This window comes from Pseudarthrobacter sp. ATCC 49987, from assembly GCF_009928425.1.
In the GTDB taxonomy this organism is placed as follows: domain Bacteria; phylum Actinomycetota; class Actinomycetes; order Actinomycetales; family Micrococcaceae; genus Arthrobacter.
In genome coordinates this window covers 299,995-320,814 of the sequence record NZ_JAABNS010000001.1, presented here as the reverse complement: position 1 = coordinate 320,814, position 20,820 = coordinate 299,995, and the positions used below count along the sequence as shown (strand labels likewise).

General features: G+C 69.8%; 20 protein-coding genes. 8 read left to right on the top strand and 12 right to left on the bottom strand.

All coding sequences use genetic code 11. From position 1 onward, the window contains the following. Positions 1-25: 25 nt before the first annotated feature. Complete coding sequence (locus GXK59_RS01520; RefSeq protein ID WP_160663804.1) at positions 26-796, bottom strand: MerR family transcriptional regulator; 771 nt, start codon at positions 794-796, stop codon at positions 26-28. A 285-nt stretch (positions 797-1,081) separates the two neighbouring features. Here GXK59_RS01520 and srmL point away from each other — a divergent pair, with 285 nt between their 5' ends. The 3 genes from srmL to GXK59_RS01505 all read left to right on the top strand — a co-directional run bounded on the left by srmL (position 1,082) and on the right by GXK59_RS01505 (position 3,477). Continuing rightward, positions 1,082-2,239 carry a PheS-related mystery ligase SrmL gene (gene srmL, locus GXK59_RS01515; RefSeq protein WP_160663802.1) on the top strand — a complete coding sequence of 386 codons (1,158 nt, stop codon included), beginning with the start codon at positions 1,082-1,084 and terminating at the stop codon, positions 2,237-2,239. A gap of 93 nt (positions 2,240-2,332) precedes the next feature. Further along, positions 2,333-2,815 (top strand): hypothetical protein, encoded by a 483-nt coding sequence (locus GXK59_RS01510; RefSeq protein WP_237393740.1) that lies wholly within the window; start codon positions 2,333-2,335, stop codon positions 2,813-2,815. A gap of 122 nt (positions 2,816-2,937) precedes the next feature. Then, a complete protein-coding gene (locus GXK59_RS01505; protein ID WP_237393739.1) occupies positions 2,938-3,477 on the top strand; it encodes a DUF6023 family protein in 540 nt (179 codons plus the stop codon). A 48-nt stretch (positions 3,478-3,525) separates the two neighbouring features. Here GXK59_RS01505 and trhO read toward each other — a convergent pair whose 3' ends face one another. Next, positions 3,526-4,419, bottom strand: coding sequence for an oxygen-dependent tRNA uridine(34) hydroxylase TrhO (gene trhO, locus GXK59_RS01500; protein WP_160663800.1), 894 nt, complete (start codon positions 4,417-4,419; stop codon positions 3,526-3,528). A 197-nt stretch (positions 4,420-4,616) separates the two neighbouring features. Between trhO and GXK59_RS01495 the strand changes: the two genes are divergently transcribed. Both GXK59_RS01495 and GXK59_RS01490 read left to right on the top strand, forming a co-directional pair. Continuing rightward, complete coding sequence (locus GXK59_RS01495; RefSeq protein ID WP_160663798.1) at positions 4,617-5,309, top strand: GNAT family N-acetyltransferase; 693 nt, start codon at positions 4,617-4,619, stop codon at positions 5,307-5,309. Positions 5,310-5,397: 88 nt separating this feature from the next. Further along, the gene (locus GXK59_RS01490; RefSeq protein ID WP_160663796.1) at positions 5,398-7,785 is read left to right on the top strand and encodes a DEAD/DEAH box helicase; all 2,388 of its coding nucleotides are present in this window, start codon (positions 5,398-5,400) and stop codon (positions 7,783-7,785) included. Between the two features lie 19 nt (positions 7,786-7,804). On the opposite strand, the gene GXK59_RS01485 is transcribed toward GXK59_RS01490, so the two are convergent. From GXK59_RS01485 to ssd, 7 genes are all read right to left on the bottom strand, one after another. Beyond that, positions 7,805-8,191, bottom strand: coding sequence for an Rv3654c family TadE-like protein (locus tag GXK59_RS01485; RefSeq protein ID WP_160663794.1), 387 nt, complete (start codon positions 8,189-8,191; stop codon positions 7,805-7,807). Continuing rightward, positions 8,188-8,571: a TadE family type IV pilus minor pilin gene (locus GXK59_RS01480; RefSeq protein WP_237393738.1), complete on the bottom strand. Its 384-nt coding sequence runs from the start codon at positions 8,569-8,571 to the stop codon at positions 8,188-8,190. Before GXK59_RS01480 ends, GXK59_RS01485 begins: the two co-directional genes overlap by 4 nt. A 119-nt stretch (positions 8,572-8,690) precedes the next feature. Continuing rightward, positions 8,691-8,990 (bottom strand): DUF4244 domain-containing protein, encoded by a 300-nt coding sequence (locus tag GXK59_RS01475; RefSeq protein WP_160663790.1) that lies wholly within the window; start codon positions 8,988-8,990, stop codon positions 8,691-8,693. Positions 8,991-9,149: 159 nt separating this feature from the next. Beyond that, positions 9,150-9,761, bottom strand: a complete 612-nt coding sequence (locus tag GXK59_RS01470) for a type II secretion system F family protein (protein WP_237393737.1) — start codon at positions 9,759-9,761, stop codon at positions 9,150-9,152. Further along, positions 9,758-10,402, bottom strand: a complete 645-nt coding sequence (locus GXK59_RS01465; RefSeq protein ID WP_337248051.1) for a hypothetical protein — start codon at positions 10,400-10,402, stop codon at positions 9,758-9,760. The genes GXK59_RS01470 and GXK59_RS01465 overlap by 4 nt, the downstream gene beginning before the upstream one ends. A gap of 173 nt (positions 10,403-10,575) precedes the next feature. Next, positions 10,576-11,904: a TadA family conjugal transfer-associated ATPase gene (locus GXK59_RS01460; protein ID WP_202129041.1), complete on the bottom strand. Its 1,329-nt coding sequence runs from the start codon at positions 11,902-11,904 to the stop codon at positions 10,576-10,578. Next, positions 11,901-13,046, bottom strand: a complete 1,146-nt coding sequence (ssd, locus tag GXK59_RS01455) for a septum site-determining protein Ssd (protein ID WP_160663786.1) — start codon at positions 13,044-13,046, stop codon at positions 11,901-11,903. The genes GXK59_RS01460 and ssd overlap by 4 nt, the downstream gene beginning before the upstream one ends. A gap of 118 nt (positions 13,047-13,164) precedes the next feature. On the opposite strand from ssd, the gene GXK59_RS01450 reads away from it, so the two are divergent. Together GXK59_RS01450 and GXK59_RS01445 are read left to right on the top strand one after the other, a co-directional pair. Continuing rightward, on the top strand, positions 13,165-14,886 hold the full coding sequence (locus GXK59_RS01450; RefSeq protein ID WP_160668921.1) for a bifunctional 3'-5' exonuclease/DNA polymerase: 1,722 nt from the start codon (positions 13,165-13,167) through the stop codon (positions 14,884-14,886). Between the two features lie 139 nt (positions 14,887-15,025). Then, a complete protein-coding gene (locus GXK59_RS01445) occupies positions 15,026-15,271 on the top strand; it encodes a YegP family protein (protein WP_202129040.1) in 246 nt (81 codons plus the stop codon). A gap of 44 nt (positions 15,272-15,315) precedes the next feature. Here the strand turns inward: GXK59_RS01445 and GXK59_RS01440 are convergent, their stop codons facing one another. From GXK59_RS01440 to GXK59_RS01430, 3 genes are all read right to left on the bottom strand, one after another. After that, positions 15,316-16,014: an NUDIX hydrolase gene (locus GXK59_RS01440; protein ID WP_160663782.1), complete on the bottom strand. Its 699-nt coding sequence runs from the start codon at positions 16,012-16,014 to the stop codon at positions 15,316-15,318. Continuing rightward, positions 16,011-16,781 carry an endonuclease III gene (nth, locus tag GXK59_RS01435; RefSeq protein WP_160668920.1) on the bottom strand — a complete coding sequence of 257 codons (771 nt, stop codon included), beginning with the start codon at positions 16,779-16,781 and terminating at the stop codon, positions 16,011-16,013. Before nth ends, GXK59_RS01440 begins: the two co-directional genes overlap by 4 nt. Before the next feature lie 138 nt (positions 16,782-16,919). Then, on the bottom strand, positions 16,920-18,299 hold the full coding sequence (locus GXK59_RS01430) for a hypothetical protein (protein WP_160663780.1): 1,380 nt from the start codon (positions 18,297-18,299) through the stop codon (positions 16,920-16,922). Positions 18,300-18,741: 442 nt separating this feature from the next. Here GXK59_RS01430 and acs point away from each other — a divergent pair, with 442 nt between their 5' ends. After that, positions 18,742-20,760: an acetate--CoA ligase gene (gene acs / locus GXK59_RS01425; protein WP_160668919.1), complete on the top strand. Its 2,019-nt coding sequence runs from the start codon at positions 18,742-18,744 to the stop codon at positions 20,758-20,760. Positions 20,761-20,820 lie beyond the last annotated feature (60 nt).

Below are 20,820 nucleotides of genomic sequence, written 5' to 3'. Positions count from 1 at the left end.
AGTCCCGGTCCCGGCGCCGCCGGTCCTAGAGGTGCCTGCCGGCGTAGATCCGGAGGGCGTCGCGGACGAAGGATGCACCGGCTGCGCCGCCGTAGTTCGCGGCGAAGCGCGGATCGGTAACGTACATCTCGCCGAGGCCGGTGACGTAGCCTTTCACGTCGCCGTTGCCGCCGGTGGCGGACGCTGAGGCGGGCGTGCCGGGGATGCCGGCAAGCCATTCCCCGTGCCGCCGGGCCAGCTCCTGGGCCTCGGCGCTGTCCGCCGGGATCCCCGACTCCGCGGCTGCGGTCCAGTCGCTGCCCAGCTGCCGGGAACGCAGCTTCCAGGCGTCCTTCCCGGCCGGGCTCATCCGGCGCCACCAGGCGTCGCCCGCCGCGTACGAGTCCCTGCCCCAGCGCTCCTCCACCTCGTCCCTGTACTGGGTGTGGTCGAAGCCGTCGAACATTTTCTCCGCCATGATCTCTCCTCCTGCTTTCAATGTGTCAATCGTCTGCCGGACCGAGGCGATCTGGCGGGCCAGCCGGGCCTGTTCCTGCCGCAGCCAGTCGAGGTGCCGGCCGAGCGCCTGTTCGGCGTCGGGCTCGTGGCCGAGAACCTCGGCGATGGCCGGGAGGCCGAGCCCCAGGTCCCGCAGGAGCAGGATCCGCTGCAGCCGCACGAGGGATGCCTGGTCGTAGAACCGGTAGCCGTTCCCGCCGGTCCGGCTGGGTTTGAGCAGTCCGATGTCGTCGTAGTGCCGCAGCGTCCGGCTCGTGGTCCCGGCGGTCCTGGCGATCTGTTGCACCGACCATTCCATGTGGCTGCCTCCTTCCGGTCCGGCGCCGGCCGCTTGGTGCCGGTAACCCGATGCTAGGGGTTGACGCTGCGTCAAGGTCAAGGCCTGCGTATGACGGCCCGCGGGGACGCCGGCGGCCTGGCGTAGCATGGGAGGCATGCACACGCAGCAGCGATTTATCAGCCCTCGGCCGCTTTCCGGCCGCACGGGCTTCTTGTCGCGCGCATAACTGCAGCCGCCGGGGTCCGTCCGGTGCAGCGGCTGAGGGTGAAGCTCCCCTCCCGCACCCACAGCCAAGGACCCCTCATGAAAAACTATTTGACCCCCTCCGAGCTGCAGGCCGCCCTGTCGCTCCGCGACTTGTCCGATCCCGCGCAGGGCCCCCACGCCATGTCCCTGCTGCTGGCGGAAATCACGACGGCGCTGGAACGCCTCTGGAGCATCGCGGTTGAGACGCACCGGCTCAGCCCCCTCGTCGCAACTGCCGACAACTACGACCGGCTGGGCTACTCCCCCGACGACGTCACCCGCGATTCGCGCCACTCCCGCCATGTCAGCCCGACGGTGATGCTGCGGAGCCACACGTCGGCGGGGGTCCCGGCCCTGCTCGACTCGCTGCACGGGGAAATGGGCCACTACGACCGGCTGCACGCGGTGCCAGGCCCGGTGTACCGGAGGGACACGATCGACCGCACCCACGTGGGCGCCCCGCACCAGGTGGATCTCTGGAGGCTCAAAGCGCGCGGGCTGCTGGGTTCCGCCGAGCTGGACCAGATGATGGCGGCCGTCGTGGACGCGGTCCTTCCGGCCTCCGTCTGCCCGGATGTGCAGTGGCGCTCGACCCCGGCAACCCACCACTACACGGATACGGGCAGGCAGCTCGACGTGCTCGTCACCCAGCCGGACGGCAGCCGGGAATGGCTGGAACTGGCCGAATGCGGCCTTGTCGCCGCGCAGGTCCTCCGCGGCTCCGGGCTCGATCCGCGGCGCTGGGCCGGCCTCGCCCTCGGCTTGGGGCTGGACCGTGCCCTGATGCTGCGCAAGGGCATCCGGGACATCCGGCTCCTGCGCTCGGAAAACCCCGAAGTCCGGGCCCAGCTGCTGGACTTGAATCCCTACCGGCCGGTGTCGGTCATGCCCGAGGTCAGGCGCGATCTGTCGCTCGTGCTGGGCTCCGCGGCGGAGGCCGACGTCGAGCTGCTGGGTGACCGTGCGCGGACGGCCCTCGGGGCGGAAGCCGAGATGCTGGCCGCGCTGGAGATCAGGGCGGTGACCCCGGCATCGGGTCTGCCGACCGCCGCCGTCGAACGGCTCCGCCTCACTCCGGACCAGGTGAATGTGCTGCTGCGGCTGGTGCTGCAGCCGCTGGACCGGACACTCACGGACGGCGAGGCCAACCTCCTGCGGGACCGCGTGTACCTTGCCCTGCACCGGGGCCGGGTGCTGGAGCTGATCTCGGGGTAGGGGCCCGGGCCGGGGCCAGGCCCGGGACGCGGGCCGGTGGCACCGGGCCGCCGATGGATCAGCCGCGGCCCCCAACGACGGTAAGTTGGAGGCATGCTCTTCCTTATCCCCGGCCCCCAGCGTGCCCGGATGCTCCGGCAGCGTGCCCGTCCTATCAGGCGCGCCGCCTTCGGCGTTGCGGCCGGCGCCGCCGTCGTCCTGGCCACAGCAGCGTGCTCCCCGGTCGGCTCCGTCGAGTCGGCCGATGTGCCGGCATGGAAGGCCACGGCTCTTCCCTCTGCCGAGGGGATCGTGCTCGAGGACTCGGGAAAGATCCTCAACCGGGATCCGATCGTCAAAACCGCCCCCGGGATCGGAGCGGGCACCTACCTGCTGACCATGAGCTGCGACGGCGGCGGCAAGGCCTTCTTCGAGGCCTCGCTCGACGGCGCCAGGCTGAACGAGGCCGGGGCGGCCTGCAACGGCAGCCGCGAGACGGCCCGCGTCAAAGTCCCCGCCGCCGGCACGCTGCAGATCAGCACCTCAAGCGTTGACGCACCGCTCATCTACGCCTACCAGCTGACGCCCGCGGAGTAGCAGCCGGACGCCGCCGGGGTCCGGATCGGTTTCAGCGGGCTTGGGCAGTAGGCCCGGAACAGCGCTTCCGCGCGGTCCGTTGGCCTCTGGCGCGCCGCCCACCACGGGGTTAAAGTCGGGACATGCCCACTGTCCCGGTGTCGAGCGTGTCCCGGACCCGCACGGCATCTGCCGTGGGGCTCCTGCTCGCGCTGCTGCTGGGAACTGCCTTGACCGGCTGCGCCTACGAATACGACGACGGGTTTGCCAGCGTGACGCCGACCGCCTCCGTCCCGGGCTCATCCGATGCGGCCCTGCCGCGCGATCCTACGTTTAACCAGCCCGTCACCGGAGCCGAACTGGACTCATGGGTGGCCCAGGTGCTGCCCGGAACCGAGGGACAGGTGTTCCACAGCAACTACGGAACCCTGGCGGCAGCCGAGGAACGGGAGGAAAACACAGCGAACCTGCCTGAGGGCAGCTACGCCTTAACGCTGGCCTGCCGGAGCCCGCGGCGGGTGTCGTTCAGTATCAGCCATGACGACATTGAACTGGTGGACCTGAACCTGCGGTGCGGGTCCTCCCGGGTAAACGTGGTCTATCTGCCCGCCGACGTCGTGCTCCATATCAAGGTGGAGGCGAAGGAGGGCGCCAATTTCGCCTACCGCGTGAGCCGGATCTGAGTCCCAGGGCCCGTCATACGGACCGCTACGGGATGGGACGGCGGAGTGTCAGGCCGCGCAGCCGCCCGGGCAGCGGAGCGTCTCCGGGCTGGCGGCGCAGGCCGAACAGTAAAGGGTGAGGGTGCGGCAGGACGGATTGGAGCAGTTCTCAAATTTGCTCGTCGGCGCCGAGCAGCGGACGCATTCGCCGATGGTCTTTGCGTCCTCGCTGAATTCAAGGTGCATGCGTTTGTCGAAGACGTAGAGGGAGCCCTCCCAGAGGCCCTGGTCCTTGAAGGTTTCGCCATAGCGGACGATCCCGCCGTCGAGCTGGTAGACCTCCGTGAAGCCGCGGTTCACCATGAGGCTGGAGAGCACTTCGCAGCGGATCCCGCCGGTGCAGTAGGTGACCACCGGCTTGTCCTTGAGCGCGTCGTACTTGCCGGAGTCGAGTTCCTTGATGAAGTCGTGGGTGGTGGCGACGTCCGGGACGACAGCGTCCTTGAATTTGCCGATCTGGGCCTCGAACCCGTTGCGGCCATCGAAGAAGACCACCTCCTCGCCGGCCTCTTTCTTAGCCTCCACGAGGCTGTGAAGTTCCTCGGGCAAGAGACGCGTGCCGCCTCCGACGACGCCGTTGGCATCAACCTTGAGTTCCCCGGGGGCACCGAAGGACACAATCTCGTCGCGGACCTTGACGCTGAGCCGGGGGAAGTCCGCGGCGCCGCCGTCGGACCATTTCACGTCGATACCGTGGAAGCCCTTGTATTCGCGGGTGGTCTTCACATACTGCTTGACCGCGTTCAGCTCGCCGCCGACGGCCGCGTTGATGCCGTCCTTGGAGATGATGATGCGGCCGGTCAGCCCGAGCTTCTCGCACAGGGCGCGCTGCCAGAGCCGGACGGCATCGGGGTCCGCGAGAGGGGTAAAGCCGTAAAAGAGCACAATTCTGTTCAAAGCCACGTTTTAAGGGTACTGGCTGGGCCGAACGCCGGGCGCCGCGAGACTAGCTGCAGAAAGCCAACCGCACGGGCCAGGGCCGCGGTCCGGGCCCCGGCGCAACGGCTTCCGGCGGGCGGACTGGTCACAATTACGTAAGCAAGTACTGTTCCCGGACCCGGCCCCTGTTGCTTGTGGCGGGGCTGGAATACGCTCATCACATGAGTCTTGAGGCCATGGTTGAAGACACCACCCATCTGCTCGAAACCTGGGTCACCGGTTGGGCCGGCTGCCGGGGATATGAGACACGCAGGGAGGGTCGGTTCCCTGCGGCCTTCAGGGCCGACACCACCCACGAATGGGAATTTTTCGCCCATGATCCCTCCGACGCGGAGTTCGCGGCGCTGGCCGCCGCCACCCTTGAGGTACCTGCCCGGATCCTTACCATCCTCACGAACGACGCCGCCAGGTACACCTTCCTCGCCCAGCAGCACGGGCTCAACGTCACCTCCGCCTCGCAGACCATGATGATCGTGGATATGGAGACCCAGGACTCCGAGGATCCCTGGCTTCCGGATGATGACCTGCGGTGGGTGCCGTCGCGGACCGACGGCATCCACCATGCCGTGGTCTACGCCGGGGACGAGGTGGCGGCGAGCGGGCGCGTGTTCGTGGTGGGCCACACGGCAATCTTCGACAAGATCGTTACGGAGCCCGGATACCAGCGCCGGGGCCTGGGCAGCTTCATCATGCGGGCCCTCGCCGCCCAGGCGTTCGAACACGACGTCGAATCCGGGCTGTTGCTCGCCTCGCTGGACGGGCAGAAGTTGTACTCGCACCTCGGCTGGACCACGGTCTGCCACGTGCTGATGCTTTCCGCCTCGGGCGAGGGCTCGGACCTCTCGGTGGGCTGAGGCCCTGGCTGCCGGGTCCCGTGCCCCGTGCCCCGTGCCCCGTGCCCCGTGCCCCGGACGATTTGAGGCCGGGTGAAAGAATGTACGAGTGAACCCACATGAGTCCCTGATTCCGTTGCTGGGCCGCGGCCCAGACCCGGAACAGCTCCGTCATGTGCGCACCATCGCTGCCCGCCAGGCCGTGCACGCGCCGTGGCCCGGGTGGGCCCATCCCGATCTGGTGAACGCCTACGGATCGCTCGGCATCCACGAGCCCTACCGCCACCAGATCCAGGCCGCCGACCTCGCCCACGCCGGCGAGCATGTGGTGATCGCCACCGGCACCGCCTCCGGAAAGTCGCTGGCCTACCAGCTTCCGGCGCTGGACGCGATCCACCGGTCCGAACTGCGGGTCCTCGCCGATCCCGGCAAGATCCACGACGACGGTGCCGTCACCCTGTATCTCTCCCCCACCAAGGCCCTGGCTGCCGACCAGCTGGCTGCCATCCGGGCACTGAAACTCCCCACCGTCCGGGCAGAGACCTACGACGGCGACACCGACCCGGCGTCCCGCCGCTGGATCCGCGACCACGCGAACTTCATCCTGGCCAACCCGGACATGCTGCACTTCGGGATCCTCCCCAACCACGCCTGGTGGGCACGGTTCTTCCGCCGGCTGCGCTACGTGATCGTGGACGAAGCCCACAGCTACCGCGGCGTCTTCGGATCCCACGTGGCCAATCTGATGCGCCGGCTGCGCCGCATCTGCGCCTACTACAGCCCGGACGGCTCCGGGCCGGTGTTCATCGCCGCCTCCGCCACGGCGTCCGAGCCCGGGACGTCCTTCGGCCGGCTCATCGGCGCTCCGGTCCGTGCCGTGTCCGAGGACTCCTCGCCCCATGGCTCCACCACCGTCGCATTCTGGGAGCCTGCCCTGACCGAGCTCCGGGGCGAGAACGGCGCCAAGGAGCGCCGCACGGCTGTGGCGGAAACCGCAGACCTGCTGGCGAATCTGGTGTCCTCGCGGGTGCGGACCATTGCGTTCATCAAGTCCCGGCGCGGCGCCGAAACCATTGCCACCATCACCAAGCGCCTTCTCGACGAGGTGGATCCGAGCCTGCCGCAACGGGTCGCGGCCTACCGCTCGGGCTACCTGCCGGAGGAGCGGCGGGCCCTGGAGAAAGCGCTGCGCTCCGGCGAGCTGCTGGGCGTCTCCAGCACGTCGGCCCTGGAACTCGGCATCGACATCTCCGGGCTCGACGCCGTGCTCGTCGCGGGCTGGCCAGGAACCCGGGCCTCGTTGTTCCAGCAGATCGGCCGGGCCGGCCGGGCAGGGCAGGACGCCATCGCCGCCTTCGTCGCAAGCGATGACCCGCTGGACACCTACCTGGTGAACCACCCCGAGGCGATCTTCGACGTCTCGGTCGAGGCCACGGTCTTTGATCCCTCCAATCCTTATGTGCTGGGTCCGCACCTGTGTGCCGCCGCCGCCGAGCTGCCGCTGGGGTTCGCCGAACTGGACCTGTTCGGGGCCACATCCGAGAAGCTGCTGGACCAGCTGGTGGCCCAGGGATATCTGCGCCGGCGCCCCGCGGGGTGGTTCTGGACCCACCCGCAAAGCGCCGCGGCCATGGTGAACCTGAGGGCCGACGGCGGCGGCCCGGTGAGCATCGTGGACGCCGACACCGGGTCCCTGCTCGGGACCATGGATTCCCCGCAGACGCATTACCAGGCCCACACGGGAGCCATCTACGTCCACCAGGGCGAGAGCTACGTGGTGGAGGACCTGAACGAGGACGACCACTGCGTCGTGGTGCGGCGGGCGAACCCGGACTACTACACCACCGCCCGTGACGTGACCCAGATCGAGGTGCTCGAAACGCAGCGCACCACCCAGTGGGGCGACGTCGCCGTCCATTTCGGGGATGTGAAAGTAACAACGCAGGTGGTCTCCTTCCAGCGCAAGGCGCTGATCTCCAACGAGATCCTCGGTGAAGAACCGCTGGAGCTGGGCGCCCGGGACCTGTTCACCAAGGCGGTCTGGTTTGTCATGGACAACCGCTCCCTGACCGGTGCGGGGCTGATCGAGGCGCAGTTCCCGGGTGCCCTGCACGCTGCGGAACACGCCGCGATCGGGCTCCTTCCCCTGGTTGCCTCCAGCGACCGCTGGGACATCGGCGGGGTGTCCACCGCCATTCACGCCGACACCGGAGTGCCGACCATCTTTGTGTACGACGGCCACCCCGGCGGGGCAGGCTTCGCCGAGCGCGGCTATGACAAGGCCCGGGTCTGGCTCGCCGCCACCCGCGACGCGATCCAAGCCTGCGAATGCGAGTCCGGCTGCCCGTCGTGTGTGCAGTCGCCCAAGTGCGGCAACAAGAACAATCCCCTCGACAAGGACGCCGCCGTTACCCTGATCGACGTACTGCTCAAGGACGCGACGGACCAGATGCACACCGGGGAGACTGCCCACGCCGCTACACAGTTGCAGGCGTAGCCGCGGCCGCAGGCACCGGCTACGGGGGCGGTCCGGCTCTGGCCAGCCCGGTGGCCCCGCCCAGAGGGGTGCGGACCTCGAGCTCGGTGCGGACCTGGACCGTGCTCCCGGGGCCTTCCACGCAGCTGAGGACCCTCGCGCCGTTCCGGTGGGCGACCTCCGCGGCGACGGCGCACGGTTCTCCCGGAGCGATTCCCCGGGCGGCATCCGCGGCTCCCAGAGCGGCCAGGTCTGCGGCCGCAGCCGCCCGGGATGCCATTGCAGCCGACTGCGACAGCAGTGCGACCAGGACAGCGGCGAGGACGACCAGCAGTCCCAGCCCGAGCGCCAGGACGGTGCCCGCGCCGCGCTCCGGGTCCGTCGTGTACCCGCCAATGCTCGTCCTGCGGATATCCGGCCGGCTCATGCGGCCAGACCCTGCAGCTGAAGGCGCCACGTCCGGGGAACCCGGACCACGGCTGACGGCCCGGACGATTCGCCCCGGGTCCAGGCACGGGCCGTAAGGGTCCAGGGAAGCAGCGACCCGACGGCGCCCGGAACCTTGCCGGAGACCGTGACGCTGAGCCATTCGCCATCGGACGCCACGGCCGAGGCGGCCGAGGGACCGGCGAGCCGGCGGACGATCACGTCCACGGCGGCGGCATCCTCGCCCCGGGCCAGGGCGCGGGCGCCGGCCCTGGCTGCTTCCTCCAGCCGCAACTGGGTCACTCCCGCCGCTGAACCGGCCAGCAGCAGGGCAAGCAGGAGCACGACGGAGGGCAGCGCCACCGCGAATTCGGCCGTCACGACGCCTCGGCACGTGTCGCCGGAGCTCCTCTCGCCGGAAACCGGCCGCCACCGTGCGGTAGCGGGTTGGCGTGTGGACACCGCTGCCCGGTTTACCCGCCCGGCCGGCCATCGGCAGCTCATGGCAAGGCGAGCGCCGTGCGGATCAGGTTCAACAGAAAACCCCGGACCTCGTCACTGCGCATGATGAACACCAGGATGCCGGCAAACCCCACAGCGGCGAGCGTGGCAATGGCGTACTCGGCCGTCGCCATTCCTTCCTCGGAGCCAAAGAGCCGGCTGAGCCTTCGTGCCCGGCGCCGGGCAGGAATGCTGGCCCCGGGATAGATTTCCCGGATCCCGGCGTTCCCGGTCCCGGTCCCGGCATGGATCTGCTGGGCCCTGCGTGTACCGGCGGGCTCAGTGTGATGGATTGACATGGACTTTTCCTTTCCTTCGCTTCCGGCGGGCGCCGGCTGTTCCTAGACTCTTCCGGCCCGGCCGGTGACGCGTAAGTGGCTCGTCCCTGCAAGTGGAAAACCCCTTCCGGACACGCACTGTGGAGGAAGGCTTCCCACCGCAGATGTCCACCGCTGGGGTCAGCCCGGGAGCATCGCCAGCAGGACCGGTATGACGCCCAGGCATACGAAGGCCGGCAGCGAGCACAATCCGAGGGGAACCACGAGCTTCACTCCGAGGGCGGCGGCTTGTTTCTCCGCGCTCCGGAACTGTCCGCGCCTCATGCGCGCCGCCTGGGCGTAGAGAATGGCGGAGGACGGGGCTCCGGTGAGCGCGGCAAATCCCAGCGCATCGCGCACGGCGAGAAGTCCTGGCGACCGGACATCGGCGCCGCGCCAGGCCGTGTCCCAATCGGCGCCGATCGTGAGCGCCGCCACGACCGGGCGCAGTGGACCACGGATGTCGGGTGTTGCCAGTGCGGCCAGCAGCGCCAGGGCCCGGCAGAGTCCGGCTCCCGCATCGAGCATCGCGCCGACCAGCTCGAGCATCATGGCGGCATCATCGAGCCCGTGCCCTCCGGATGCCCCGGGCAGCTCGACCCCGTCGTTTATGCGGCCCCGGCTTCCGGCGCCGGGGGCACGCTGCGTCTGGCGCCGGAGTCGCCGCCTGGCCATGCCACGGTCGGAATACGCGGTGGCGGCCGCGGCCACCAGGACTGCCAGCACCGCAAGGCCCGCGACGTCTGCCGTCACGGCCGAGTTCCTTCAGCCACCCGGACAAGCCGGGCCGACCAGATCCGGCCAGCCATGGTGAGGGCGAGTCCCGCCGTGAGCGCCGCGGCTCCCCAAGGGGTTCCCAGCACCTCGACAGGATCCACTCCCAGCAGCACACCCAAGCCCAGCCCGAGGAACGGAAGCCACGTCAGCAGCCGAACCGTCGCACGGGGCCCCGCCAGCGCCGTCTGGCGGGCGGCCTCGGCGTCGTCCTCGGCCTCCAACTGGGCCGCAAATCGCGTCAACACGTCCGCCAGCGGGGAGCCCGCGGCCTCTGCTATGTCAAAGCACGCGGCGAGCTGGAACCAGACGCGGCGCTCACGCACTCCCGCGCCTGCACGGCTTCGCCGGATCTTCCCGGCGCCTGTCCCACCGGACGCGGCCGCCCCGGCGGAGCGGATGGCCGACCCCACGGGAGACCCGCGCATGGCTGCCGCGCGGGCGGCAGCCAGCATCCGCACGGATCCGGGGGCCAGCGCCGACGTCCGGCCGGAAGCTCCCTCCCCGGGCAAGGGCGCAGAGGATTCCCCCATATGCAGGAGCCACAGCTCGTCCCATAACCGCGAGGGGGTCCGGCCGCCTTTCAGCAAAGCCGACATCTGCTGCACGAGTAATGTCATCGGGACCGGCGGTGCGTCCCGGCGCCGCCAACGGCGAAGTCCGCGGAGAGCCGTTGGGGAGCCGCTGGCGGGGCCACTCCGTACCCCAGCCAACGCCGCACGGATCCGGCGGCGCGGGGCTCCCGGAGCCGAGAGCGCCAGGAACACGGCGAGAGCCAGGACGGCTACAACTATCACGGCCATTCAGGGCCCCTGCCCGGGTCCTTGCGCAGCGCCCTGTCCTGTGGCCGGGCTGACCCGGACTCCACTCCCCCGGGGCCGGCGGGGTCCGTGTCCCAGGGGTCCATTCCGAGGCGGCGCGCCAACCGCGGCCAGGCGGGCCCGCAACGGACCGCTGCGGCGGAAACGTCCAGCGCGGAGCTGACCACCAAGCCGCCCGGGCCGTCTTCGAGCACCCCGATGCAGGCCACGGTCCGCTCATTGTTCATCCGTGCCACGTGGACCACGGCGTCGAGGGCGCTGGCCGCCTGCAGGCGCACCGCGTCCTGGGACATCCCGGCCAACGCACCCAAAGCAGCCAACCTCGCTGGCACGTCAGCCGCGGTGTTCGCGTGAATGGTTCCACCGCCTCCGCTATGGCCGGTATTCATGGCCGCCAGCAGCTCCCGCACCTCGGCCCCGCGGCACTCGCCCACCACCAGCCGGTCCGGCCGCATCCGGAGGGACTGCCGCACGAGCTCGCCCAGATCGACGACGCCGCCACCTTCCAAGTTGCCGTGCCGCGCCTCCAGCGACACAACGTGCGGGTGGACCGGATTGAGTTCCGCGGCGTCCTCAAGCAGGACCAGCCGTTCGCCCGGCGGACACAGGCCCAGGAGCGTGGCGAGCAGGGTTGTCTTCCCCGACCCGGTGGCGCCGCTGATCAGGAAGCTCAACCGGTGTGCCATCATGCGTTCCAGCACGGTCTGCAGCAATGGCCCGAACATGCCGTTCCGCCGCAGCTCATCCATCGAGAAGACCCGGTCACGCCTGATCCTGATGCTCAGGAGTGTCCCCGCCGTGGAGACCGGCGGCAGGACAGCATGGACCCGGAAGCCGCCGTCGAGCCGGACGTCGACGCAGGGGGAACCATCGTCCAGGCGCCGCCCGCCCGCCGACACCAGCCGGGCCGCCAGTGCCCGGACCTGCGGCTCACCGGAGAACCCGACCGGCGCCCGTTCGAGTCCGTGACCGCGGTCCAGCCAGACCGAACCAGGGCCGTTGACGAAAATGTCTGTCACAGCCGGGTCCCGGACCAGCGCCTGCAGGGGGCCGAGGCCGTTGAGTTCCGCGCTGATCCCCTCGACCGCGGCCAGGGCTCCGGCCGTGCCCAGCAGGCGTCCGCTCGCCTGCACGGCGGCAGCCACGCGCGAGGGTGTCACCGGCCCGGCGTCGGACATGACGGATGCGCGGACGGACTCCAGCAGCCGCGCGTCAAGGGAGGCGCGCGCGGGCGGCCGGTAGCGCGGGGCGCCCGGGCTGGCACCGGCGTCCGGGGGCCCCGGTGCCGAATGGGCGCTCACCCGGGCGCTCCGGCGCCGAAGCCAAGGACCATGCCGGCAAACCGCTGCACCTTGCGCTGCCGTCCGGTGTCCAGCAGACGCCCGAGCTCCGTGGCGGCCGCGGCGCGCCTGACGTCCGGCATGATCCCGGCCAGGGGCAGCCCCACGGACTCGGCAATCAGCTCTGCCTCCAGGCAGGCCCCGGATTTGCCCCGCACCACCAGCACGGTCTCGACCGCGGGGAGGTCCTGCAGGAGCCGGGCCGTTGCCACGGCAGCCCGCAGCAGCGCGGGCGCGACAACGATCAACCGGTCGCAGTCCCAGGCGAAGGTCCGCAGGGCTTCCCGTCCCCGGCCAATGTCCACAATGACGAGTTCGTAACCGCGCCGGGCGGCGTCCAGCACGCCGGCCACAACTCCGTTGTCCACTCCGGCGTGGCGCTCCTTGGTCCCGGGCCAGGACAGGAAGGGGAATCCGCCGGCCAGGGGCAGCGAATCGGCGAGCTGGCGGGGATCGATCGTGCCCCTGGCGTCGGCCAGATCCGGCCAGCGGAGGCCGGGTGTTTCCTCGGCGGCGAGCGCCAGCTCCAGGCCTCCGCCCCACGGGTCGCCGTCCACAAGCAGGGCCCGGACACCCTGCCGGGCCGCAGCGTGGGCGAGCCACACGGCTGCTGTGCTGGTCCCTGCGCCTCCGCAGCCGCCGACTACTCCGAGGACGAGTCCGCCGGGCTCGGGAGTGCGGGAGCGGCTGAGGTACTCGGCGAGCCAGGATGCGGCATCGGGCAGCACGGCGACCCGTTCGGCGCCGACGGCGGCGGCCAGATGCCACAAGCCGTCGCCGTCCCCGCTGAGGCCAACGAGCACGGCCGGCGAACGTCCCCGCGGCGGCAGCTCACTGATGTCGCTGCCGAGGAGCACCACCGCCGCCGCGTCCCAGAAGGGCGCCGCCTCCCTGATGTCCGCCACCGTGCGCAGCTGGCCGCCGGACGCCGCCGCGACGCGTTCGACTTCACCGCGCAGCACTTCGAGTCCTGTGACCAGCAGCGTCTCCGGCGACTCCTCCGGCAGCCACGGCGCGGGGCCCGACCCGGGATTTGGCCCGGCCAACGACCCAATGTCAGGCCCGGGATTGGGCCCGGAACGTGATCGCTGGTGCCTGCTCATGCTGTTACTCTTCCGGTCGTCCGGAGCCGCCGTAACCCGCGCCCGCCGCTATGTGGACAAGCAGACTCCTGGAACCACGTGCACGGGGGACTCCGTCCGGCAGGGCAGAATTGTCCCTATGTACCTGCTGCTCGCCGCCCACGCTGACGGCGCAGCCCTCCAGGAACTCACGGCGGACGGCGCCCCGCACCCGGCCACCCCGGAACCGCGCGTCGTAAGCGCCGCCGGGCTGGCCGGCGTCGTGCGTGAACTCGAACAGCGGCGGCCGCGCTGGATCTGGCACCGCACCCAGGACTGGTACCCTGCCCTGCTGGCTGCCGGGGTCGAACTGGAACGCTGTTACGACCTCACATTGTGCGGCGCGATCCTGGCGCACTCGGAGTTCACCGCCCACACCGCGTATGCGCAGCACGCCGAGAAACTGACCCAGGATGATGAGCTGCCGCCGCCGCGGTCACTTCAGCCGCCACCGCCGCCGGCCGACCAGGGTGCCCTGTTCGAGGATCCCGGCCTGCGCCGGACGCCCAGCCGCAGCCCCGAGGACCTCCGCGCCGAATACGCCGCCCAGCAGGAGGCCCTCGCCCAGGTGGGCGGGGCCGGCGTCGAACGTCCCGGCGACAACCGCAGGCAGCGTCTCCAGCTGTTGCTCGCGGCCGAGTCGGCCGGTGCCATGATCGCGGCGGAGATGCAGCACACCGGAGTGCCGTGGCGCGAGGAACTGCATGAGCAGATCCTCGCGGACTACCTCGGCCCACGGCCTCCGCTGGGGCACCGTCCGGCCAAGCTGGAGGCGCTCACCGCACAGCTGCGGCAGCTGCTGAATTCCCCCTCGCTGAACCCGGACTCCCCGCAGGAGCTCATGCGGGCCCTGCACCGGAACGGCATCGAAGTGAAGACCACCCGGCAGTGGGAACTGAAGGAATCCAGCCACCCGGCGATCGAGCCGCTGCTGGCGTTCAAGAAGCTTTCACGCCTGCACGCCGCCAACGGCTGGGCCTGGCTGGATGCCTGGGTAAAAAACGGCCGGTTCCAGCCGGAGTATGTGGTGGGCGGGGTGGTCTCCGGACGCTGGGCTTCCCGCGGCGGCGGGGCGCTGCAGATCCCGCGCCAGATCCGTGGCGCGGTGCATGCCGATCCGGGCCACAAGCTGATCGTCGCCGACGCCTCCCAGCTCGAGCCCCGGGTGCTCGTGGCGCTGGCGCAGGACGCCAAAATGGCTGAAGCGGCCCGCGACAAGGACCTGTATGCCGGCATCGCCGCACAGGGCTTCGGCGGCGACCGCGCCAAGGCGAAGGTGGCGCTGCTCGGTGCCATCTACGGGGCAACAACCGGCGAATCCGGACGCCTGATGCCGCAACTGACCCGCACCTACCCGCGTGCCGTCGGTTTCGTGGAGCAGGCAGCCCGCGAGGGGGAGGCCGGCAGGACGGTGACCTCGCGACTGGGCCGCAGCAGCCCGCCGCCGTCCGACCGCTGGCTGCAAAGCCAGCAGTCCACCAGCGCCGAGGAACAGCGCCGGGCCGATTCGATCGCCCGCTCGCGCGGCCGGTTCACCCGCAACTTTGTGGTCCAGGGTTCCGCTGCCGATTGGGCGGCCTGCTGGCTGGCAGAACTGCGACGCCGGCTCCGCGCCATGCGTGCGGACGGCGGCCCCGCCGGGGAACTGGTTTTCTTCCTGCATGACGAAGTCATGGTCCACTGCCCCGAGGCCGCGGTGGCCGACTGCACCCGGGCCATCGAGGAAGCGGCGAGCGCCGCGAAGGAACTGCTGTTTGGCCGGATCCCCGTGGAATTCCCGGTGAGCGTCGCCGTTGTGGACTCCTACGACAACGCCAAATAGTAGGCCGGAGCCGCCTGTCGTAACGTACCCGTCAGTAGCGTTGTGCACCCCCTGTGACGGCGATTACCCTCGGAAGGGCCGGTCATTGATCCGAGGTGCGCCGGCCATGCAAGGACGCATAGTTTGGGGAGGCAACACATTGGCTGGAATTTTTGAGATCGCCGAGGCCGGCGGGAAGAAGTACTTCTTCAAGCTGACGGCACCCGATGGAACGGTGGTCGCCGTTTCACCGCTGTTCAACACGATCAAGGGCGCTGCCGCGGGCATCAACGCCGTACGGGAGAACGCCGCGACCGGGCTGATCGTCGATAAGTCCCGGGCCCACGGCCAGCCAGCCCAGCGGAAGGCCGCTGCACGGCCCGGCGTCACCCTGGCATCCAGATAGGGACTGCGCTGGCCTCCAGGTAGGGACTGCGCGGAGGACCTGCCTCAGCCGTGCAGCCTGCTCCAGGCATCCACGCTGAGCAAACTCCCGCGGTTCCACGGGGCTGCCCACCCCAGCTGGTCGAAAAGCTGGTTGAGGATCATCCCGGTAAAGCCCCAGACCACCACGTCATTGACGGTAAAAGCGGGGCTCTGGAAGGTCTGCCCCGCACGGGTCACGGTGGCCATCACGCGGTTGTCCGGATCCAGCAGGTCCCGGACCGGGACGCGGAAGACCTGCGCGGACTCGCCATAGTCCACCACCCGCACGGGCGACTGGGACGCCCACCAGCCCAGGACCGGCGTCACCAGGAAGTTTCCGCGGGGAAGGGCCAATTCCGGCATCACACCGAGGACCTCGACGCCGGCGGGATCCAGCCCGGTTTCCTCTTCCGCTTCCCGCAGGGCGGCCTCGATGACGGATTCGCCCGGGTCGATGCCGCCGCCGGGGAAAGCGACCTGCCCCGGATGGTCATCCAGGGTCTGGGCCCGCTGCAGCAGGAGGACATCCAGGTCCGCGGGGGCGAGCAGTTTGACCGAGGTCGCCGGGACATCATCGAGTGAGCCGAAGAGCATCAGCACGGCCGCGCGGCGGATCCGGTCGCCGGGCTCGACCCCGAGTTCCTGCCAGCGCGGATCGGGGGACGGCGCCGTTCCGGCTTCCACCGCGGCCACCAGATCAATGAGGTCCTGCCGGGCGGTCACAGCGGCTTCCTCTGGGATTCCATCCGGATTTCTGCTGCACGGTGCGTCTCGGCGAGGAGCTTCGACAGCAACTCCTCCTGCCCCGGCGCCAGTTCGTACTTCAGCAGCTCCCTGGCCTTCTCCGGATCCGTCTCCCCCATCCCATAACTCGGGCACCAGTTCGCGACGGCGCAGGCCCCGCAGGCAGGCTTGCGGGAATGGCACACACGCCGGCCGTGGAACACCACCCGGTGCGAGAGCATGGTCCAGTCGCGGGGCTCGAACAGTTCCGCGACGTCCGCCTCGATGCGGACCGGGTCGTCGGACCCGGTCCACCCGAAACGCCTGGCAAGCCGGCCGAAGTGGGTATCCACCGTGATCCCCGGGACACCGAACGCGTTGCCGAGCACCACGTTCGCGGTTTTCCGCCCGACGCCGGGAAGCGTCACCAGATCCTCCAGCCTGCCGGGTACCTCGCCGTCGTACTCATCCATGAGCCGGTTGCACAGCGCCATCAGGTTCCGGGACTTGGCCCGGAAGAACCCGGTGGGTTTGATGATGGCCTCCAGCTCGGCGGGGTCCGCCTCCGCCATGCTCCGCGCGTCAGGATAACGGGCAAACAGCAGGGGCGTGATCTGGTTGACCGTCACATCCGTGGTCTGCGCCGATAGCACCGTGGCCACGACCAGCTCAAACGGGCTGCGGAAATCAAGTTCCGCATGGGCGTACGGATACTGCTCCGCGAGCGCCTTGTTGATCCGTCGGGCGCGCCGTTTCAGCGCCAGCAGGGACTCCCCCGCGGCCCGCGGGACGGCACTTGTGGCGCCAGCGCCGTTGGCGCCGGTCCTCCTGGTGCCGGCGCCCTTGGTGCCGGGTGTGGCGGTGGCGGGGGCCGGGTTGCTGGACTCGATGGCCACTGGGGCGGGCTAACCGCGCTCGATGTTGCTGAGGTCGCGGAGCACGCCGACCCGGCCGTCGGTGTGCTGGACCAGGAATTCGTGGCCACGGTCCTCAAGGGCAAGCACCCAGCCGCCCGGTTCAATCACGAAAGCCGGTGCGCCGCTGTGTTCATCCACTGCGGTGCGGGGCTGGGCGACGGCGAACCAGAATGCCTCATGGACGGGCTGTTCGCCGTGGTCCTCGGGGCGGCTTGCCGGGTCGACGGTGGCACCGATCGGCTCCGGCTGGCGGACCCGCGGATTCACCGTGGTGGGGGCGCTGCTGCTGGACGTTGCGGGAACCTCCGCGGCGCGGGTTTCCTCGGCGGCTGCGGCGGCACGGGCCTGTGCCTCCTGGGCCTGCTCCCCGGCCGGGGCTTTGGCGGCGGGCACGACGGCGGCTGCCTGGGTCTGCCCGGCGGCTGCCGGCGCCTCCGGTGCGGCGGCGGGCACGATTCCCGAGACCTGGGTCTCCGGGGAGCTGACGACCGGAGTGGGTGCGGGACCCTCGGCCGGTGATCCGTGGGCGGGGGCCGGCGTCGGGACTGCAGTACCGGCCGGGGCACCGGCCGCGGCCGGCGCGGCACCCGGAGTTGCCGCGGCACCGCTTGCTGCAACTGCGCCGGCGGCACCCGCGGCGCCTGCCGCGTGCCCGGCGTCGGACTGACCGCCCGAGGTCATCCGCTTGGCCCAGCCCGCGACGGCGCTGGTTCCGGCGGCTTTGGGCGCCGTCTCGTCGCTGGCTTCCTTTGGCGCCTTGGGGGCGCGGGGTTTGCGGACAGGGACCGCTGACTCGCGGGCCACGACGTGGGCCGGCACTTCTGCGCGGCCCAGGAAGTCCCCGGCGAAGAAGGGGATCAGGCGGCCCAGCACGGTGGCCGCAAAAAGCCCGAGGGCGCCGACGAGCGCGAGCAACATTCGGGGGTCGTAGGCCCCTGCGACGGCGAGGAAGAAGAACGCGACAGCGAAGGAGGCCACCACGGAACCGAACTGGTCCACCGACAGGGAGCCGATCCGGATCTTCGTTTCCGGGCTGAGGCGGCGCGCCACGAACAGGGCGGCCACAATCACGGGCAGCAGAATTCCGAGGCCAAGGAAGAACAGGCTTCCCAGGTTCCACAGGTTGTAGCGGACCGCAAACATCGGGAGCAGGGAGGCGACAAAGAGGATCAGCGTCGAGCCGAAAACAGTGAGATCGCGGATGGTGAACGGTCCGAGGACCGCCTCGTTCTTCTTGCCGGCCGTCTTCCCGTTGGCCTTGTCCACCGTGAAACGGGGTGCCTCCCCATAACCGCCGGACCGGTCCGCGCCACCGTTGCCCTGGCTTTCGGCAGGCGGCTTAAGCTGGCCGTTTGTTTGCTCGTTCATTCGGTTCTCCTTAGCATGGCGGCACTCTGGACAGCACCGTCTAACGGCAGGCCAAGCGGGGACCGCGAGCGGTCCCGTCGCCTCCATCGGATGTCACAACTTCATCTCAGCCTAGTCAAGTGGCTGGCCGATCACTAGCTGACAAGCCGGGGATGAGGGTTCAGAATCGGGCCCCGGCGGGCTGTGCTGGTCCAGCGTCACATTGTGCGCGTGATGCGCGCACAGGGCCAGCGGCCGCCATTCGGCGCTTAACAAACACCGCTCACGGTTCGCTGTGTGACGCGGCACACGTTGCAGACGGCTCAGGCATTAGTGTGTATTTCGGAACAGCTCTTTGCGGTACGTCCGTGACCAGCCCATGCCCGGCGCCGCGCAATCGGCCCGGCCGTGCGGCGGAACGGGGGTCCCGCGCAGCAAGGATCGATGAATGATGAGGTTCACCATGTCCCAGCAGACCCCCGGCTCCACGACGACGCAGGCCCCGCAAGGCGATGCCTTCGAAAACCTGTCGCAGGAGAACCGTAAGTTCGCCCCCTCCCCCGAATTCGCCGCCAACGCGGTGGTCAGTGCCGCGGACTACGCCGAGGCAGACGCCGACCGGCCAGCGTTCTGGGCGAAGCAGGCCCGCGAGCTGCTGACCTGGAGCAAGGACTTCAGCCAGGCCCTGGATTGGTCCAACCCTCCGTTTGCGAAGTGGTTTGTCGGGGGCGAGGTCAACGCGGCCTACAACGCGCTGGACCGCCACGTCGAGGCCGGCCACGGGGACCGGGTCGCGATCTACTTCGAGGGCGAACCCGGCGATACCCGCACCTACACGTACGCCCAGCTCACCGAGGAGGTCAAGAAGGCCGCCAACGCCTTCGAGTCCCTCGGCGTCGCCAAGGGCGACCGCGTGGCCGTGTACCTGCCGATGATTCCCGAGGCCGTCATCACGCTGCTGGCCTGCGCCCGGATCGGCGCCATCCACTCGGTGGTCTTCGGCGGCTTCTCCGCCGAGGCGCTCCGCTCCCGGATCGACGACGCCGAAGCCAAGCTCGTCGTCACCGCGGACGGCACCTACCGCCGCGGCAAGCCCAGCGCGCTCAAGCCGGCCGTCGACGAGGCGCTCGCCCATGATGGCCACACCGTGCAGAACGTTGTCGTGGTCAAGCGCAACGGCCAGGACGTCGACTGGCACGACGGCCGTGACCACTGGTGGGCGGACACGGTCGGGACCGCCTCCGCCGAGCACACCGCCGTCGGGCACGACTCCGAGCATCCGCTCTTCATCCTCTACACCTCCGGCACCACCGGAAAGCCCAAGGGCATCCTGCACACCACCGGCGGGTACCTCACCCAGGGCGCCTACACCCACAAGGCCGTCTTCGACCTGCACCCGGAGACCGACGTCTACTGGTGCACGGCCGACGTCGGCTGGATCACCGGGCACTCGTACGTCGCCTACGCCCCGCTCCTCAACGGCGCCACCCAGGTGATGTATGAGGGCACCCCGGATTCCCCGCACCAGGGCCGCTGGTGGGAGATCGTGGAGAAGTACAAGGTCTCCATCCTCTACACCGCCCCCACCGCCATCCGGACGTTCATGAAGTGGGGCAAGGAGATCCCCGCGAAGTCGGACCTCTCCTCGATCCGGGTCCTGGGCTCCGTCGGCGAACCCATCAACCCCGAAGCGTGGATGTGGTACCGCGAGGTCATCGGCGGCAACGCCGGCAAGAACGGCGAACGGAAGGAACACCCGGCGCCGATCGTGGACACCTGGTGGCAGACCGAGACCGGCGCGCAGATGATCGCCCCGCTGCCGGGTGTCACGGCCACCAAGCCCGGCTCCGCCCAGGTGCCGCTGCCCGGCATCGCCGTGGACGTCGTGGACGAGGCCGGCGAGTCCGTGCCCAACGGCTCCGGCGGCTACCTCGTGATCCGCGAGCCGTGGCCGGCCATGCTGCGCGGCATCTGGGGCGACCCGGAGCGTTTCAAGGAAACCTACTGGTCCCGCTTCGAGACCATGTACTTCGCCGGCGACGGCGCCAAGAAGGACGAGGACGGCGACATCTGGCTGCTCGGCCGGGTCGATGACGTGATGAACATTTCCGGCCACCGGCTCTCCACCGCAGAAATCGAGTCGGCGCTGGTGTCCCACCCCGCGGTGGCCGAGGCCGCCGTCGTGGGCGCTGCCGACGAAACCACCGGGCAGTCGGTCGTCGCGTTCGTGATCCTGCGCGGGGACGCCGTGGACACCGGGGACACGATCGTGCAGGAACTCCGGAACCACGTCAGCAAGGAGATCGGGCCGATCGCCAAGCCCAAGACCATCCTCGTGGTGCCCGAACTGCCCAAGACCCGCTCCGGCAAGATCATGCGCCGCCTGCTCAAGGACGTCGCGGAAGGACGCGAGGTCGGCGACGCCACCACACTGGCCGACAACACCGTGATGGCCCAGATCGCGCACTCGCTCCGGAAATAGCCGGTCCGGCCGGGTACGGTTCGACGGCGGCGCTGCCCACCTCTGGTGGGTGGCGCCGTC